The organism is Tardiphaga sp. 813_E8_N1_3 (genome assembly GCF_051811025.1).
GTDB lineage: Bacteria > Pseudomonadota > Alphaproteobacteria > Rhizobiales > Xanthobacteraceae > Tardiphaga.
This window is the reverse complement of sequence record NZ_JBPWQE010000001.1, coordinates 708,770-724,101: the sequence shown is the minus strand read 5'-3', so window position 1 is coordinate 724,101 and position 15,332 is coordinate 708,770. Positions and strand designations below refer to the sequence as shown.

The following is a 15,332-nucleotide window of genomic DNA, read 5'->3' as shown; positions in this document are numbered from 1 at the left end:
GGAACCACGATGGCAGATCTCCAGACTCAGAACTACATCCGACGCTCGGCGACGACCTTGACGCCGCCGTCAGTGCGCAACCATGAGCAGGAAGTCGCCAAGCTCATCGACGTCACGAGGTGCATTGGCTGCAAGGCGTGCCAATCGGCCTGTATGGAATGGAACAACCTCCGTCCCGAAGTCGGTCACTTCGAGGGGGCCTACGAGAACCCGGGCGACCTCGCACCGTCCGTCTGGACGCTCATGAGGTTTGAGGAATACGAAAACGACGTCGGCAACCTCGAATGGCTCATCCGTAAGGACGGCTGCATGCACTGCGAGGACCCGGGCTGCCTCAAGGCTTGCCCGGCTCCCGGAGCAATCGTCCAGTACGCCAACGGGATCGTCGACTTCATGAGCGACGCTTGCATTGGCTGCGGTTACTGCCTCAAGGGATGCCCGTTCGACATTCCACGTATCAACCCCGTCGATCACAAATCCTATAAATGCACATTATGCTCGGATCGCGTCGGCGTCGGTCTTGAACCCGCTTGCGTAAAGGCCTGCCCAACCGGCGCGATCATGTTCGGATCGAAGAGCGACATGAAGGACTGGGCCGGCGAACGCATCGAGGACCTCAAGTCCCGCGGCTTCGAGAATGCCGGCCTCTACGATCCGCCTGGGGTCGGGGGAACCCATGTCATGTACGTCCTCCACCATGCAGACAAGCCTGGAATCTATTCGGGACTTCCCGAAAATCCCACTATCAGCAAGCTCGTCCAATTTTGGAAGGGCTTGATCAAACCCATCGCGATTGCGGGCATCGCCTTCGCCGCCGTGACGGCCTTCGTCCATTGGATCACCGTGGGTCCGAACGACGTCGAGCAGAACGATGAGGACGAAGCCGACCGTCTGCTGAAGAAGGCGGAGGGATCGTAATGAAGTATCCCAAAGCGAACATCGTCCGTTACCCGACGGTGACGCGAGTGAACCACTGGATCACCGCAGGATGCTTCGTGCTTCTGGTTCTATCCGGGCTCGCTATGTTTCATCCCATGCTGTTCTTCCTCACTGAATTTTTTGGGGGCGGACAATGGGCGCGCGCCGCGCATCCATGGATCGGCACGATCCTTCTGCTCAGCTATGGCGGCATGATCGTCCAGTTCTGGCGCGACGAGCTCTTCACATGGGACGATCTTCAGTGGAGCAAGTCGATCGCGAAGGTGATCGTGAACGAAGAGGAAGGCGTACCCGAGGCGCCTCGCTTCAACGCGGGCCAGAAATTGGTATTCTGGGCGATGGCTTTTCTCGTCCCGGCTCTCTTCTTTAGTGGTCTCCTGATCTGGGAGGTCTATTTCTCAAGCTATACGACCATCGAGCAGCAGCGCTATGCGATGCTGATCCATAGCCTCTGCGCGATCGCCGCTATTCTCGTGTGGATCACGCATGTCTATTCCGGTATCTGGATCCGCGGTTCGGTGAGCGCCATGATGCACGGGCACGTGACGCCGGGGTGGGCCTTTCGGCACCATCGCAAGTGGTTCCGCAGCCTCGTTGCGACCGGATCGCGCGGGCCGGTGCCAAACCCCACATCGCGAACGGAACACAAGTCGTGAGGCAGGGCGAGATCGCCTCCAAAGGCAAGTGGACGGGCAACCCGACCGGAGGCGTCAAGGCGCCGGAGCCGATCCTGCTGCCTGACCCGTCCAGACGCTTCGCAGATACCGCGGCACGGTTGGAGACTCTCGCATCGGGCCACCCCATGGAAGAGTGGTTGCGCTTTATGTCCAGGCTCTCCGAGGCGCAGCATGCGGCAGCTCGGGATCTGCCCCTCCCGCCCGCGACCGATCCTATCGACGTCAAGCTCGCGATTGACGCGCGGATGCCTCCATTGGCGGCCGACGGCCACCGTCGACCGCCGGAATGGCGCGACATCCTTGTCCATATCCTCGACGAGGACGGGCTCACGGGCGCGACGGCCGCGCTCAGCGACGCAGCAGCCAGATTGAAGTCGCTCGATGCAGACGGCGTCGAATTGCTCGCAAACCGTTTCCTGCACGGCGAAGTGGCTTCTGAGGACGCCGCTGCGGTTCTCTTTCTCGCCGCTGCTCTTCAGGTCTACTTCACCCGTATGGCAGCGAACCTTAAGTCGCCGGACCTCCGGCTTCTGACGCAGCGCGGTCTCTGCCCCTGCTGCGGCTCAACGCCGGTCGCCGGTACGATCACCGCATCAGGCGACAATCCGGGGACGCGGTATCTGCACTGCTCACTCTGTTCGACGGCATGGAATCATGTGCGTACGGTCTGCATCACGTGCGGCGAGTCCCGCTCGGTCTCGCTGGAAGGCATCGAGGGTGATGCCGGGGTGGTAAGAGCCGAGACGTGCAAGGACTGCAGCACCTACGCGAAGATGATTTATCTCGCCAAGGATACGAAAGCCGACCCCTTTGCCGACGATTTGGCATCCCTCGGCCTGGATTTCCTCGTCGCCGAAGTGGGCTGGTCGCGGCATGCGCCTAACCCGCTGCTGTTGTCGGCCAGCGCGGGATGAAGCTCTCGCCGTCGTGATCAGGACCCACCCCGTGGTATAGTGTCGGCCTTTGCCTCCGTCTGGTAATCCCTACTAGCCGGCGCCGCTCGTTGCGCGCGCGCCCCAAACTGGAGATGGCGATGTCCGCGGAAGCTTTCAGACTGACCGATCTGGCCCATGGCGGCGGTTGCGGCTGCAAGCTAGCGCCGACGGTGCTCCAGCAACTTCTCGCCAACGAGCCGGCAGCCGGTCCCTTCGCCAGCCTTCTCGTCGGTAACGAGACTAGCGACGATGCCGCAGTCTGGCAGATCGACAAGAAGACGTGCGTAATCGCGACGACCGATTTCTTCATGCCTGTCGTCGACGATCCTCGCGATTTCGGCCGGATCGCGGCCGCAAACGCTGTTTCCGATGTCTATGCAATGGGCGGTAAGCCCATCATGGCGCTCGCGATACTTGGAATGCCCCTCGGGAAGCTGCCTACCGACACCGTGAGGCAGATCCTTGAGGGAGGTTCGTCGATCTGCGCCGAGGCTGGAATTCCCGTGGCAGGTGGGCATTCGATCGATTCCGCCGAGCCTATCTACGGCCTCGCAGTGATCGGGCTCTGCCCCCCTGAGAACGTCCGCCGTAACACCGGCGCACGACCGGGAGACGTCTTGATTCTCACCAAGGGCATCGGTGTCGGCATCTATTCAGCAGCGTTCAAGAAGCAGGCGCTTCCGAACGAAGCCTACCGCGAGATGATCGCCTCCACGACGCTCCTGAACCGTGTCGGCGCTGAGCTCGCGAAGGACCCCGACGTACATGCGATGACGGATGTGACCGGCTTCGGTCTACTGGGACACGCGCTTGAGATGGCCCGCGGTGGCGGCGTCCAGTTGATCGTAGGACAGTCGCGCGTACCCTATCTTTCGAAGGCAGAGCCGCTTGCCGAAGAAGGTTACGTGACCGGCGCGTCGGGCCGAAACTGGAACAGCTACGGTGAACATGTAGTCCTTCCACCGAACCTCCCCGACTGGCGGCGCGCGCTCCTGACGGATCCCCAGACCTCGGGGGGCTTGCTGGTTGCGTGCAAGGGCAACCGGGCTGACGAAATCCGGGATGCCATCGAAGCCGCAGGTTATCCGCTTGCGCGCATCATCGGGCACGTGGCCGCCGGAGCGCCGTCGGTCGAAATCGTCTAGATCAGTGCTTTCGCACCTCTTCGATCTTGAGTCTTAACCCACCGGCGTTGAAGAAGTCGCTGTGTGCGAGGAGCGAGCGATCGCCGTTCAGATGATGCGTCAACGAGGCGAGGCGCTGCTTGGCGGTCGAGTCCTCAATGAGACCCACACGATCGGCCTGGTAGAACGCGGCGGCGTTCCACTTCGCTCCGGCCCCGCTGAGCATTTCCACCATCTCCGGCCACCTCGTCTCGTCGCCGACGATATGAAGATAGGAGGAGGCAAGCGGAGTGACGGTCGTCTCGCCAACGTCTACGAGCACGATCAGCATCGTGAACGAGCCGACCTTCGCGAAAGTCTCGACGAGCCAGTCGTCGAAGTCCGTCTCATATTTCGGTGTCATGCGGCACAGATACTCTGTTCTCGGAGAAATGGCGGAAGAGAGCGGGAGTCGAACCCACCTGAGACAGTCTGGCTGCCTCACCCGGATTTGAAGTCCGAACGCCCCACCAGAGACGATTCTCTTCCATTGTTTTCATTTATCGCAAAGAGATCGAGACGATGCCTGTTCGCGCGCCGCAAATCGCCCCGCTTCGAGGTGATACCATAGCGGTCAAAGAAATCGAGGATTTGTATCGCCACCTTACGGCCGTTGTCGACACGATCGCGAAATTGTGCGGCGCTGAAGAAGCCATTCTCTGTCGCGGCGGAGACAGCGCCGACGATGCCGACCATCTCATGCACAGTCGATCTCAGAAAATAATGATCATGCGCGATCTGATCAATCCGCCCCGTCTTCTCGACCATTCGCATGAGTCGTCTTACATCGGCTTCAGAACACCCAATTTCACCGGCTATGTCCCTCACGCGCGGCGGGCGAAATCGCGCTTCGCGCCCGAGCAGAGGTGCGATGCTCGCCCAGTGAGCTTCATCCTCATCGGTGAGCTTGACACTATGCGTCGCGAGGCGAACGAACGATCCATCGAGGACGATATCTCCATCCTTCGATATCCGATGTAGAGCCCCCGAAAAATTACCCGCATCCAGCTTGGGGCGGACGAGCGAGCGCAGCTTCTCCCGCCCGATCCCTTGGCGATCGGGAAATTCGGAATGATAGGACGCGAGGACATCCGAAATCGCGTTCACGTAGGCACGCCATCGATCGATCGCCATCATCATTCGCCCAGGGGCGCGCTCGAGCAGAACGACGTCCAAACTGTCGATGATGCGGGTCGCTTCCTCCACAGCGAGCGCTCGATCTCTCGCGAAGGTTTCCAGATCCCAAGCGAACGGAGCCGTGTTCAGCAACGCGCGAAAGGACAACGCGGGGTCCGAGACGGCGAGCGCCGCTCTCTGCAGGATGCGTTCCGGCGTGCGCCGTCGGCGTACGGGCGGTCGCAGATCGATGAACGTGCCGCCGCCAATCGTGCGCTGCCCCGAAACATCACGAACCACGAAACAATCGAATGCCGTCGCGGCTATGGGGCGTTCCAGCACGATCTGAACGTCCGCCGTTTCTCCGGGACGTACTGGCTCGTTGCTAAGAAGCACGATGTGCGCGCCGACGCCGACAGAAGCGTGATGCAACCTCGCGGGGAACCATTGCCTAACCGGCTTTGCTTCGCTTGCGAGCAGCCGGAGGCGCGCCTCTATGCGATCCGTGGGAGCATGGAGGTAGGGATCCAGTGCGACGTCTCCGCGATGGATCGCCTGCTTCGCGATCCTTTCGCCCGCTAGATTGAGGGCGCACCGGTCCCCCGCTCGTGCGGATTCCGCTGGACGATTTTGCGCGTGAAGCGACCGCACCCTTGCCGTCAGGCCGGCGGGACTGACAACCACATCGTCCCCGACGCGCACGCTTCCCGACAGAATCGTGCCGGTGACGACCACCCCGATACCCTGCAACGTAAACACACGATCTATCGCCAGTCGGAAGCGGGACGCTCCAAATGGCAACAGAGCCGACTTTGCTGCCCGAAGCAGGTGTTGCCGCAGAACATCGATGCCCTCACCTGTTACGGCCGAGACGACGAATAACTCGGATTGCTCGAACGGCGTGCCAACCGTTCGCGTCCGGATACTCGCGGCGACTTCCGCGACTCGTTCGCTCGACACGAGATCTGCCTTGGTGACGACGATCGAACCTTGCCCAATGCCCAGCAGATCGACGATCGCAAGATGTTCGAGGGTCTGGGGCATCACGCCGTCATCGGCCGCCACGACGAGCAGCACATGATCGATACCGCTGGCTCCCGCCAACATCGTGTGAACGAAGCGTTCGTGGCCGGGGACATCCACGAACCCCAGAGGCTCCGCGTCTCCCGAGGAGAGATACGCAAATCCAAGATCGATGGTGATCCCGCGAGCCTTTTCCTCCTTCAGCCGGTCGCCGTCCACGCCGGTCAACGCCTTCACAAGCGCCGTCTTGCCGTGATCGATATGGCCCGCGGTGCCGAAGATCATTTCGCACTACCGACCAGTTCAATTCGCGATTGCATCGGCGTTCCATTCGGCAAGAACTGACAAAAACTCCAGTTCATCCGTCAGGCAGCGAAGATCCAGCAGAAGTTCGCCGGCCGCGATCCGACCGACGATCGGCTTCGACAACCGACGCAGTGAATCAGCGAGCTTCTCGATGGATGCCGAGCCGGTCTTCGGCCTAACCACGACCGCAGCGCTCGGCAGCGTATCGAGCGGAAGCGCACCGGAACCGATCTGGCTCTCGCAAGTGCAGACTAAGACATCGTAGGGGTCATTGAGAATCTGCGCGACCTTTGGCCTGATCCGATTCGCCTGTTCGACGATCTCTTCCTGGCTTCGCGCGAGAAAGCGCAGCGTCGGCAATCGTTCAAGCAGAGTATCGGGGTCGCGGTACAGTTTGAGCGTCGCTTCAATGGCCGAAAGCCTTATTTTGTCGACGCGCAAGGCGCGCTTCATCGGATTGCGATTGATCGCGGACACGAGGTCCCTTCGACCTACGATGAAACCGGCTTGCGGACCTCCGAGCAGCTTGTCGCCTGAGAACGTCACGAGGCCCGCGCCCTCGGTAACTGCATCCCGAACCGTCGACTCGCGCTTGAGACCAAATTTCGCGAGATCAACCAGCGAACCGGAACCCAAGTCGTTGAGCAGGGGAACCTTGGCAGCGTCCGCGATGGACGCTAGGCGAGCTGCATTCACCTCCGCCGTAAATCCTTGAATGCGATAATTCGACGTATGCACCTTCATGAGTAGACCTGTTTCGGTCGATAGCGCCCCTAGATAGTCCCTCTCGTGAGTTCTGTTGGTCGTTCCAACCTCGATCATGCGCGCACCGGCACGCTTCATGATCTCAGGCATCCGGAAGGCGCCGCCGATCTCGATCAATTCGCCACGAGATACAACAACCTCCCTCCCACCGGCCAGCGTGTTAAGGCAGAGAAGTACCGCGGCGGCATTGTTGTTCACTACCGTCGCATCTTCCGCACCAGTTAGATCGATTAAGAGCTGCCTAACGTGATCGTCGCGTTCCCCCCGCTTGCCGGTCTCAAGACTAAACTCAACCGCCACGGCATGACGCATGGCAGCGGTCGCAGCCTCGACCGCGGCATCGGCAAGCTGAGCACGGCCGAAATTGGTGTGAAGTACGATGCCCGTCAGATTGAAAAGCGGACGCAGCCCTGATCGGTCTCGAGCATCCAGCCTCGCCAGCGCCTTCCACGCCAACTGCTCGGCGTCCGGGGCAACGGCGCCCTCTCCGATGCAGCGTCGTATCTGATTTATCACATCACGTATGGCTTCCGTGGTCGCTACGCGCCCGTAGCGCGAAACTGCAAGGACGGCGGGTTCGGCTTTTAGAACCGCCGTGATGGAAGGCAGGTCACGAAGACTCATCTGCTTCTTGTCCTGATCGTTCATCGCCTTCATGAGGATGTTGCTACTAAGATTAGTATACTTCGTGCATTCAACGCAGAAAACCCATACCTCGGCACAGGTTGTCCGCTCCTGTTGCAAGCCTTACGTTGAAACTGCGCCGCATGGCACCGATCTTCATGTGGAATATATAACGTGCTTTTCGAAGCAATCGGATCGGAGACGTTTCTGCTCCCGATTGCCGAAATAGAGCATGTATTCCGCACCGCAACGACGCGAACTTTTTATGTTCCCAAGCGGTTTGTGGCCCACATCCAACCCGCTTAAATCGTGGGCAAATCATCGCCCTCAGGAAGCTACGACATGCCTCGAATTCAGCTCTGCACGATCGAAGATGCTCCGGAAGCGGCCAAGACAGGGCTCGAAACCGCGCAAAAGAACAACGGCTTCCTGCCTAATCTTGTGCGCCTTCTCGCCAATCCTCCGGCCGCTCTTGAGACCTATCAGACGGTATCAAGGATCAACGCCAAGAGCGGACTGAGCCTTGCAGAGCGAGAGGCCGCGCAGATTACCGCGGCCGCGATGCACGGGTGCAGCTTCTGCGTGGCAGGTCACACTGCGGTTGCCTATAAGAAAGCGGGACTGTCCGAAGACATCGTCGTACCCCTCCGTTCGGGGAAAGCCGTTCCGGATCCGCGGTTGAAGGTAATCGCGGAATTCACGCGCGCCGTCATCCGCTCGCGTGGTGCCGTTCAGAACATTCAATTGAAGAGCTTCATCGCAGCCGGATTCAACGAAGCCAACGCACTGGAGGTGGTGCTCGGCATCAGCCTAGCGACCCTCTGCAACTTCGCCAACAACCTTGGCCAGCCAGCTTTGAACCCGGAGCTGCAGTCTTACGCCTGGCACCCATCCGCTGCGCAAGCGGCTGAATAGTAGCGAGGCAACTGTGAGCATCATTCCGGCATGCCTGTCACATTGGCTTGAGGAGAAGGCGGAGGATATCGACTTCAGCCCACATCTCGCGTCCGAGATTCTTCCTCGCATCGGAGGAGCTGGCGTCTTCCGCCAGGGGATTCCCGCAGAGTTTGGCGGAGACGGCGGCGATATCGCCGACGCGGTCGTCGCCAACGCTGCTCTCTCCGAACATTCGCTGGCGGCGGGCTTTGTTGCGTGGGGCCAACGGACGTTCATAGAATTCGTGCTGCGTACCCCGAATGCGGCTCTGCGCGAGCGACTGATCGGAGATTTACTCACCGGACGCCGGGCCGGAGCCAGCGGGCTTTCGAATGCCATGAAATTTCTTTCGGGCATCGAGAGACTGCAGATCGTCGCCGAAGCGGATGGTGAGCTCATCAAGATCAACGGAAAGCTACCATGGGTCACCAACTTACGCCCGGATGGTTTCGATGTCGCCGCCGCGATACAGGGCAGTGACGGTCGGCCCTCCTTCGTAGCAAGCCTTGCATCGGAACTCCCGGGCCTCGAGCGATCGAACGATCTCGATCTCATGGGCATGCAGGCCAGCAATACAGCGGCTGTCGACCTAGTCGAGGTCCGCATCGGCCCGCAAGATATTCTCTTTCCCGATACTCAGGAGTGGCTTCCGAAGGTACGGCCAGCTTTCCTAGCACTCCAATGTGCGATGTCCGTCGGACTTGCGCGCCGATCGCTGTTGGAAGCAATGGCTCGTGCCCAGATGGGACGGCACATTTTGCTTGGTGATATAGAGAGGCTCACGTCAGAACTTCGGCGCCTCGAATCGGCGATGTTGACCGACTTGCGGGACGGACGGTTCGTCACCGATCCGGCGGCACTTTTCCTGATCCGCATCAGATTGGCGGAAGTCGTGGCAGAAGCGATCCAGCTCGAGTTGTACGCCTCCGGCGGGAGCGCCTACATAGCCCGATCGGGAAAGGATTTCCAGCGCAGAGCTCGCGAGGCGGCATTTATCCCGATCATCACACCAAGCATCGTGCAGTTGAAGACGGTGCTCGAGGAACAGCGTCAACGTCAACTCAGCGTAGTGTCTGCATGAGCGCTCCGCTCAGAGCGGCTACTGCGAGCGCTCGGTCTAATCGGAACACGCTACTTGAACTAGGAGCACCATCGATTGTTCAGACCGACAATGCCATTTCGACGCTGTGGCTCAGCGGTCGATTAGATTGGACTGATGACTACTTACGCTATCACTTTGACCCTGCGGTTGATGTCGTCAATGGTCCTTCTGGATATACGGCGGCGAGAGATGATCACGCGCGGAGGATGATATGGGACTTTTGATTGAAGGTGAATGGCGTGATAATGGGTATGACACTAGCGCAACCGGCGGCTCCTTCGTGCGGCAGGACGCTTCTTTCCGCAACTGGATTACCGCAGATGGAAGTCCTGGTCCGAGCGGTGCCGGTGGGTTTAAGGCCGAGCCGGGTCGATATCACCTATACGTCAGTCTTGCCTGTCCTTGGGCCCACCGAACACTGATCACAAGGGTACTCAAGGGTCTTGAGGACAAGATCTCCATATCCGTTGTGCATTGGCTGATGACGGAACGGGGGTGGGGTTTCGAAAAAGGCCAGGGAGTGATAGCCGACCATATCAACGGAGCGGAATTCCTACATCAGGTCTACACAATCGCTAATAGTCAATACACTGGTCGGGCGACCGTTCCGGTGCTGTGGGACATAGAACAGGGCACGATCGTAAGCAACGAGTCATCCGAAATCGTTCGCATGATGAATTCAGCATTCGATCACCAAGGCGCGAAGCCGAACGATTTTTATCCACGTGAGCTCCAAAAGGAGATCGATGCCGTAAACGCCAGGATCTATGACACTCTCAACAATGGTGTTTACGAGGCGGGATTCGCGACCTCCCAAACCGCCTACGAAAAGGCCATTACTCCGATTTTTAAGACATTGGATTGGCTCGAAGCCCATCTTGCGGATAGCCGCTTCCTATTCGGCGATCGTTTGACCGAAGGGGATATCCGATTATTCACTACGCTGATCAGGTTTGACGTCGCCTATTTTGGCCAGTTCAAGTGCAATATTCGAGCTCTTGCCGACTATCCCAACCTCTCCGGGTACACCCGTGATGTTTACCAGTGGCCAGGGATCGCTTCGACCGTGAATTTCGAACACATCAAGCGTCACTACTACCAAAGCCATCGCGCCATCAACCCAACGGGTATCGTCCCCGCAGGCCCTCTGCGTGACTTTGGCGCGACGCATGGACGCGAACGGCTCCGAACAGCCTAGTCACTATCGCTGAAGTCAGATTCTAAACGACATGCGAAAACGATCGGTGACCTCGGACACCGCAACTGCGCCGAAAAGCGGGCTGGTCTTCACCGACGCGAACTTATCGATGAAGGATCTCAGTCTACGCGAAGACTCTGCTGCATAGCATGACATTGGTCCCAGATGAATATATCGTAGCTAGCAAGCCTTGAACGCCACTTTGGCGTAACAGCGTTGATACACTTCACGATCACACGGTCGATGTAGTTGTCAGACACCGCCCAGGGATTAGCCGTGTCCGCTTTGCCCATCTCGGCACCGACTGAGGTCGACTGCAGCGCCCCGGCTGTTGCAACCTTGATGTCGTTCATGAACTCCATTTGGGTGCGAACGTCGGCATGGGTTCCGAGGCGGTCCACATGTCCTCCCACAAGGGTTTCAAATGGAATTCTGTCTATCTCGGCCATCTGCTCGAAATAGCCCGGTACATCTTGCGCGTCGGCGAAGCGCCCCCACGGCATCCAACCCGGGAATATGATATCGATCGCCATCAGCACCTTCTGCTCCGGCGCCCAGATAAAAATATTACCCGGCGCATGGGCGACGCCGTGATAGCTTAATTCCAGAACCTGGCTGCCGAACTTCAGTTCGTAGCGATCACGGAACGTGATCGTTGGGAGTGGACGCTTCTGATCCTTCGCGCGAAGGAGTAGACGCATCGTCTCGTCCTGGGCGATGATGGTCGGGTGTCCGCCGATGTCTGTCACGCCGCCGATATGGTCGATGTGAGCGTGGCTGTAGACTACGTGAGTGACCGATCGATCCGTCACCTCCGCGATAGCCTGCCTCAGACGGGCCGAATAGCTCGGTGGCGCATCCACTACGACCACACCCTCCTCGTAGACGAGGAACATCGACTGGTAGCCATTGTCCGTAACTACGTAGAGGTCACGACCCAGCTGCTGGAGACGGTAGCCTTTGGCAGGATCGATTGGCGTTGCTGCAGCATCCGACGGCGGTGGAAGATATCGATCAACACGTACGCCGATCGGGGCGATGGCAGGCATTTCCGCATAGGGAGCCCCGGGCAGGCCAGGTGGCGCCTCAGGCTGAACACGCGTGGTTTCCGAGCTCATTAGCCCCGCGCCAAGCGCCACGGCGGTCAAGCTCATTGCGACCCAGAACCACCTTGATGAGACCGCAACAGGTGACTTGATCATATCGATTTTCCTTTCACGAGCTCGACGTCGGACGATCAATGCAGCAGGCGCAGGCGTGTAATTCTCTAGGACGATGGCGAACCATTGATCGAATTCAACACGGCCGATGCGGGCAGTCCTGTCAGAGGCGAGAGAAATATCTCGGTGTTTGATCCCGAAATACCGCGCATGCGGTTCGCCTCGCCTATCACGGTGCGCGCACTGCCAATCGCCTTGAGGTACGGACGACGAAATCGCAGAGTAGCCTGCGTATGTCATTCTATACGGTTGGATAGGTATCGCTGAGGACCGCCGAACCTTAGCATCTGACGACTTCTATTTTTGAAGGTTACCGGATGGAACTCCTCGTGAAGAAATCATCGGCTCCCACTATCCTGCTGGCCATTTCATTAACCGCATTTGCGCTGCCCGCGCGTGCAGCTTCCTCGGCATTTGCCGGGTTGGAAGGAGCATGGTCAGGCTCAGGCAGCATCTCATTGTCGGACGGGTCCAAAGAGCGTCTCCGCTGTAAGGCCAACTATTTGACCCGCGAGGGTGGCGTGCGCCTGCAGCAGACGCTTCGCTGCGCCAGCGATAGCTACCGCTTCGAACTGAGCAGCAATCTCACCAGCCAGGGCGGCGCGCTTGCGGGCTCATGGAGCGAATCGAACCGCGGCATGAGTGGAAGTCTGGTCGGACGGGCATCAGGAGGCACGATCTCCGCCGTCGCGGACGCACCTGGGTTTTCAGCCAATCTCACCGTTTCGACCCGAGGAGACCGACAATCGTTCTCGCTCACTTCGCAGAGCGAGATACGCGGCGTTCATCTGCAGATGTCCCGGCAGTAACCTGGTCGACGCGCACGTCTTAGCGACTTTGGAACCGCACGAACCGTGTTTCGCGGCATGCTGCTGCCCGGCATGCCGTGTAGCGGCGAGGTGGACCCCTCCCCTCCCCCACCTCGCCGCTAAAGTTCTTCGCCGCTCCACGGAGGTATATAGGAGAGAGACCTTCCCGGAGGCCGGAGTGAACCTATGGCGTCTATTCCGCCGCGTGTTTGCCTCTCTGCGGTAGTCCCTGCTTACGCAGCTTGCTCCTTCACGCCAGATTCTCGATTGCGCCTTCCGTGCATGCAACACCTAGAATTGGTGGCTATTCCCGTCCACGCGCTCAAGCGAGCCCGGTTTCTGGATGCAAATGGCGAGATCCCACAAGACGGCGTCACGATCGACGTCGAGATCTTTAATCTGATCTTCTCAAAATCGTAAAGCCACGCGCGGCGAACACATCGCTTGAGCGAGTGCCAGCGGCCGCAATCTGCATCGCGATCGCCGACAGATTGAATCTACGACCTTGCCGCTAGGATGCGTGCAAGCCGAAGTCGTAGTGAAGATGGAAGAAAGGGGAATTTCGCAACAGCCCGTCTGGCGCAGGCCCCGGCGGCTTCGCGACGAATTCCCGGACCAAGCTGTCCTTGACGCCGAATACCACGTCAGAATCCAGATACTGATCGCCTTCCGCAAACACATGTGTCACGAGCTTCTGATATCCGTCCGCGGAGATCATGAAATGGACGTGGGCAGGACGCCAGGGGTGTCGGCCCTGCTTCTCCAGCATCGCACCGACCGGTCCATCATGGGGTATCGGGTAAGCCGCCGGCTTGATGGTCCAAAATCGGAATTTACCCTCGCCGTCCGTCGAGAACCTCGCTCTCATCGCTAGGCCGCCAGTCTCTTCCAAATGCTGCACGTCGTAATATCCGTCGCCGTCTGAGTGCCAGACATCGACCGTGGCACCTTTGATCGGCGTACCGTCCGGCGCATGCACCGAACCAGTCACGATCAGAGGCTCGCCTTCGATTCCGGCTGAAATATCTTCGCCCGGGGCTTTCTCCGGGGGACTCTCAACATAGAAGGGGCCGAGAACAGTCGATTCCGTCACGCCTTCTCCGGCCCCGTGATTAATGGCGTCGACAAGCATCGAGACGCCGAGCGTGTCGGACAGAAGCACGAACTCCTGCCGGGTATCGCTGCACATTCTGCCGGTGTCCGTCAGAAACGCGATCCCCTTTTCCCACTCTTCAATGGTCGGCCTGACCTCCCGGACAAACGCATGCAGATGACGGATCAGGGACGCGCTAATGTCCGCGATCCGCGCGTCGCTGGCGCCGGACAGGCGTTCAATAACCGCGTTGGTAATCGTTATCTCGTCGAAGTTTCTCATGGCTCCCTGCTCTTTTCTTCAGTTGATCGTTCGTTCTAAAGTCGGCAATCGGCACCATGAAACGCGTTCGGTGCGCGACCGTCACATGCCGCGCGCAGGATGTCCCGAATCGAAGATTCGTCGAACCGACGCGGATTCCAGTAGGAGTTCTTCAATGCCAGTGTGGCGGCTCGTTCGATGTTCTCTTCTCCGAAGCCGATCTCGGAAAGAGATGCCGGCAGTCCAAAGGAACGTGAAAGGTCGTAGATCCGTTTGGTCGGATCGTTCGCGCCGGTCGCCACCCGCAGCGCCTCCAAGGCGGCCGGCGCCGCCTCCAAATTGTAGGCGAGCGCGTGCGGCAACAGGATTGCGTGCGTCTCGGCATGCGGCAGATCGAAGGAGCCGCCAACGACATGGCAAAGCTTGTGATGAAGCGCCATTCCGACCGATCCCAGGCAAACGCCGCACAGCCAAGCACCGTACAAGGCATCGGAGCGCCCTAGATCGTCTTTGAGATCGGCCATGATCCGGGGAAGCGACCTGACAAGGGCTGCGATGCCTTCCTGAGCCAGCATTGAGACGATGGGATTGCAGTTCTGGGCGTAGAGCGCCTCGGCAGCATGTGCGATAGCATTGAGTCCTGAAGCAGCGGAAAGCCGTGCCGGCAACGACTTCGTTAGTTCAATATCGTAGATCACCGTTTTTGGAAGGATCGTCGGATCGGTCAACGTCTTCTTCTCGCCGTCCTCCATCTGACCGAGTATCGGCGTCATTTCCGAACCGGCATAGGTGGTTGGTACGCAGATCTGCGGAATTCCCAAGCGCAGTGCGATCGCTTTGCCCAAGCCGATCGCAGACCCGCCCCCGATCGACACCACACAGTCCGATGCGGCGCCGGTGGTAGCGCGGATGGCGTCTTTCGTAACCCTGACCGGCGTGTGCAGCACTGCCCCGGAATAGACGTCAACGCAGGCATTGCCGAGTAACTGCCCTAACCGCTCCCCCTCCCGCTTCTGGGGCTCGCTGCAAACGATGAAGGCGCGCTTCTTGTCGAGCCGCTCGACCTCGCTGCCTATCGCCTCGATTGTTCCCGATCCGAATATGACGCGTGTCGGCAGGCCGGAGAATGTGAAGGGATGCATCTGTGAGTCTCGGAGAAACTAGA

General features: G+C 59.2%; 14 protein-coding genes and 1 tRNA gene. 8 read left to right on the top strand and 7 right to left on the bottom strand.

The window, feature by feature from the left end; genetic code table 11:
- Positions 1–9: 9 nt before the first annotated feature.
- The 4 genes from fdxH to selD all read left to right on the top strand — a co-directional run bounded on the left by fdxH (position 10) and on the right by selD (position 3,696).
- A complete protein-coding gene (gene fdxH / locus AB8A33_RS03395) occupies positions 10–918 on the top strand; it encodes a formate dehydrogenase subunit beta (RefSeq protein ID WP_175365554.1) in 909 nt (302 codons plus the stop codon).
- Complete coding sequence (locus AB8A33_RS03390) at positions 918–1,595, top strand: formate dehydrogenase subunit gamma (protein WP_439091422.1); 678 nt, start codon at positions 918–920, stop codon at positions 1,593–1,595. The genes fdxH and AB8A33_RS03390 overlap by 1 nt, the downstream gene beginning before the upstream one ends.
- On the top strand, positions 1,592–2,530 hold the full coding sequence (fdhE, locus tag AB8A33_RS03385) for a formate dehydrogenase accessory protein FdhE (protein ID WP_175365556.1): 939 nt from the start codon (positions 1,592–1,594) through the stop codon (positions 2,528–2,530). The genes AB8A33_RS03390 and fdhE overlap by 4 nt, the downstream gene beginning before the upstream one ends.
- Before the next feature lie 119 nt (positions 2,531–2,649).
- The gene (gene selD, locus AB8A33_RS03380; RefSeq protein WP_439091421.1) at positions 2,650–3,696 is read left to right on the top strand and encodes a selenide, water dikinase SelD; all 1,047 of its coding nucleotides are present in this window, start codon (positions 2,650–2,652) and stop codon (positions 3,694–3,696) included.
- Between the two features lies 1 nt (position 3,697).
- On the opposite strand, the gene AB8A33_RS03375 is transcribed toward selD, so the two are convergent.
- The 4 genes from AB8A33_RS03375 to selA all read right to left on the bottom strand — a co-directional run bounded on the left by AB8A33_RS03375 (position 3,698) and on the right by selA (position 7,581).
- Positions 3,698–4,078, bottom strand: a complete 381-nt coding sequence (locus AB8A33_RS03375) for a hypothetical protein (RefSeq protein ID WP_175365558.1) — start codon at positions 4,076–4,078, stop codon at positions 3,698–3,700.
- A 29-nt stretch (positions 4,079–4,107) separates the two neighbouring features.
- Positions 4,108–4,203, bottom strand: a tRNA-Sec gene (locus tag AB8A33_RS03370).
- A complete protein-coding gene (selB, locus tag AB8A33_RS03365) occupies positions 4,156–6,138 on the bottom strand; it encodes a selenocysteine-specific translation elongation factor (RefSeq protein WP_439095842.1) in 1,983 nt (660 codons plus the stop codon). Before selB ends, AB8A33_RS03370 begins: the two co-directional genes overlap by 48 nt.
- 18 nt (positions 6,139–6,156) lie before the next feature.
- Positions 6,157–7,581 (bottom strand): L-seryl-tRNA(Sec) selenium transferase, encoded by a 1,425-nt coding sequence (selA, locus tag AB8A33_RS03360; protein WP_439091420.1) that lies wholly within the window; start codon positions 7,579–7,581, stop codon positions 6,157–6,159.
- Between the two features lie 276 nt (positions 7,582–7,857).
- On the opposite strand from selA, the gene AB8A33_RS03355 reads away from it, so the two are divergent.
- The 3 genes from AB8A33_RS03355 to AB8A33_RS03345 all read left to right on the top strand — a co-directional run bounded on the left by AB8A33_RS03355 (position 7,858) and on the right by AB8A33_RS03345 (position 10,784).
- Positions 7,858–8,463, top strand: coding sequence for a carboxymuconolactone decarboxylase family protein (locus tag AB8A33_RS03355; RefSeq protein WP_439091419.1), 606 nt, complete (start codon positions 7,858–7,860; stop codon positions 8,461–8,463).
- A gap of 13 nt (positions 8,464–8,476) precedes the next feature.
- On the top strand, positions 8,477–9,565 hold the full coding sequence (locus AB8A33_RS03350; protein WP_439091418.1) for an acyl-CoA dehydrogenase family protein: 1,089 nt from the start codon (positions 8,477–8,479) through the stop codon (positions 9,563–9,565).
- 232 nt (positions 9,566–9,797) lie between these two features.
- Positions 9,798–10,784 carry a glutathione S-transferase family protein gene (locus AB8A33_RS03345; RefSeq protein ID WP_439091417.1) on the top strand — a complete coding sequence of 329 codons (987 nt, stop codon included), beginning with the start codon at positions 9,798–9,800 and terminating at the stop codon, positions 10,782–10,784.
- A gap of 119 nt (positions 10,785–10,903) precedes the next feature.
- Here AB8A33_RS03345 and AB8A33_RS03340 read toward each other — a convergent pair whose 3' ends face one another.
- Positions 10,904–11,986: an MBL fold metallo-hydrolase gene (locus tag AB8A33_RS03340; protein ID WP_439091416.1), complete on the bottom strand. Its 1,083-nt coding sequence runs from the start codon at positions 11,984–11,986 to the stop codon at positions 10,904–10,906.
- Positions 11,987–12,321: 335 nt separating this feature from the next.
- Here AB8A33_RS03340 and AB8A33_RS03335 point away from each other — a divergent pair, with 335 nt between their 5' ends.
- Entirely contained in the window at positions 12,322–12,813 is a 492-nt protein-coding gene (locus AB8A33_RS03335) for a hypothetical protein (protein WP_439091415.1), read from the top strand.
- A 511-nt stretch (positions 12,814–13,324) separates the two neighbouring features.
- Here the strand turns inward: AB8A33_RS03335 and AB8A33_RS03330 are convergent.
- Both AB8A33_RS03330 and AB8A33_RS03325 read right to left on the bottom strand, forming a co-directional pair.
- Positions 13,325–14,188 carry an intradiol ring-cleavage dioxygenase gene (locus AB8A33_RS03330; protein WP_175365566.1) on the bottom strand — a complete coding sequence of 288 codons (864 nt, stop codon included), beginning with the start codon at positions 14,186–14,188 and terminating at the stop codon, positions 13,325–13,327.
- Between the two features lie 35 nt (positions 14,189–14,223).
- Positions 14,224–15,309, bottom strand: coding sequence for a maleylacetate reductase (locus AB8A33_RS03325; protein ID WP_439091414.1), 1,086 nt, complete (start codon positions 15,307–15,309; stop codon positions 14,224–14,226).
- Between the last annotated feature and the right edge of the window lie 23 nt (positions 15,310–15,332).

Excerpts from the sequence above, each read along its gene's own strand:
- fdxH (WP_175365554.1), top strand. The coding sequence starts at position 10 with ATGGCAGATCTCCAGACTCAGAACTACATCCGACGCTCGGCGACGACC.
- AB8A33_RS03390 (WP_439091422.1), top strand. The coding sequence starts at position 918 with ATGAAGTATCCCAAAGCGAACATCGTCCGTTACCCGACGGTGACGCGA.
- selD (WP_439091421.1), top strand. The coding sequence starts at position 2,650 with ATGTCCGCGGAAGCTTTCAGACTGACCGATCTGGCCCATGGCGGCGGT.
- AB8A33_RS03375 (WP_175365558.1), bottom strand. The coding sequence starts at position 4,078 with ATGACACCGAAATATGAGACGGACTTCGACGACTGGCTCGTCGAGACT.
- selB (WP_439095842.1), bottom strand. The coding sequence starts at position 6,138 with ATGATCTTCGGCACCGCGGGCCATATCGATCACGGCAAGACGGCGCTT.
- selA (WP_439091420.1), bottom strand. The coding sequence starts at position 7,581 with ATGAAGGCGATGAACGATCAGGACAAGAAGCAGATGAGTCTTCGTGAC.
- AB8A33_RS03345 (WP_439091417.1), top strand. The coding sequence starts at position 9,798 with ATGGGACTTTTGATTGAAGGTGAATGGCGTGATAATGGGTATGACACT.
- AB8A33_RS03340 (WP_439091416.1), bottom strand. The coding sequence starts at position 11,986 with ATGATCAAGTCACCTGTTGCGGTCTCATCAAGGTGGTTCTGGGTCGCA.
- AB8A33_RS03335 (WP_439091415.1), top strand. The coding sequence starts at position 12,322 with ATGGAACTCCTCGTGAAGAAATCATCGGCTCCCACTATCCTGCTGGCC.
- AB8A33_RS03330 (WP_175365566.1), bottom strand. The coding sequence starts at position 14,188 with ATGAGAAACTTCGACGAGATAACGATTACCAACGCGGTTATTGAACGC.
- AB8A33_RS03325 (WP_439091414.1), bottom strand. The coding sequence starts at position 15,309 with ATGCATCCCTTCACATTCTCCGGCCTGCCGACACGCGTCATATTCGGA.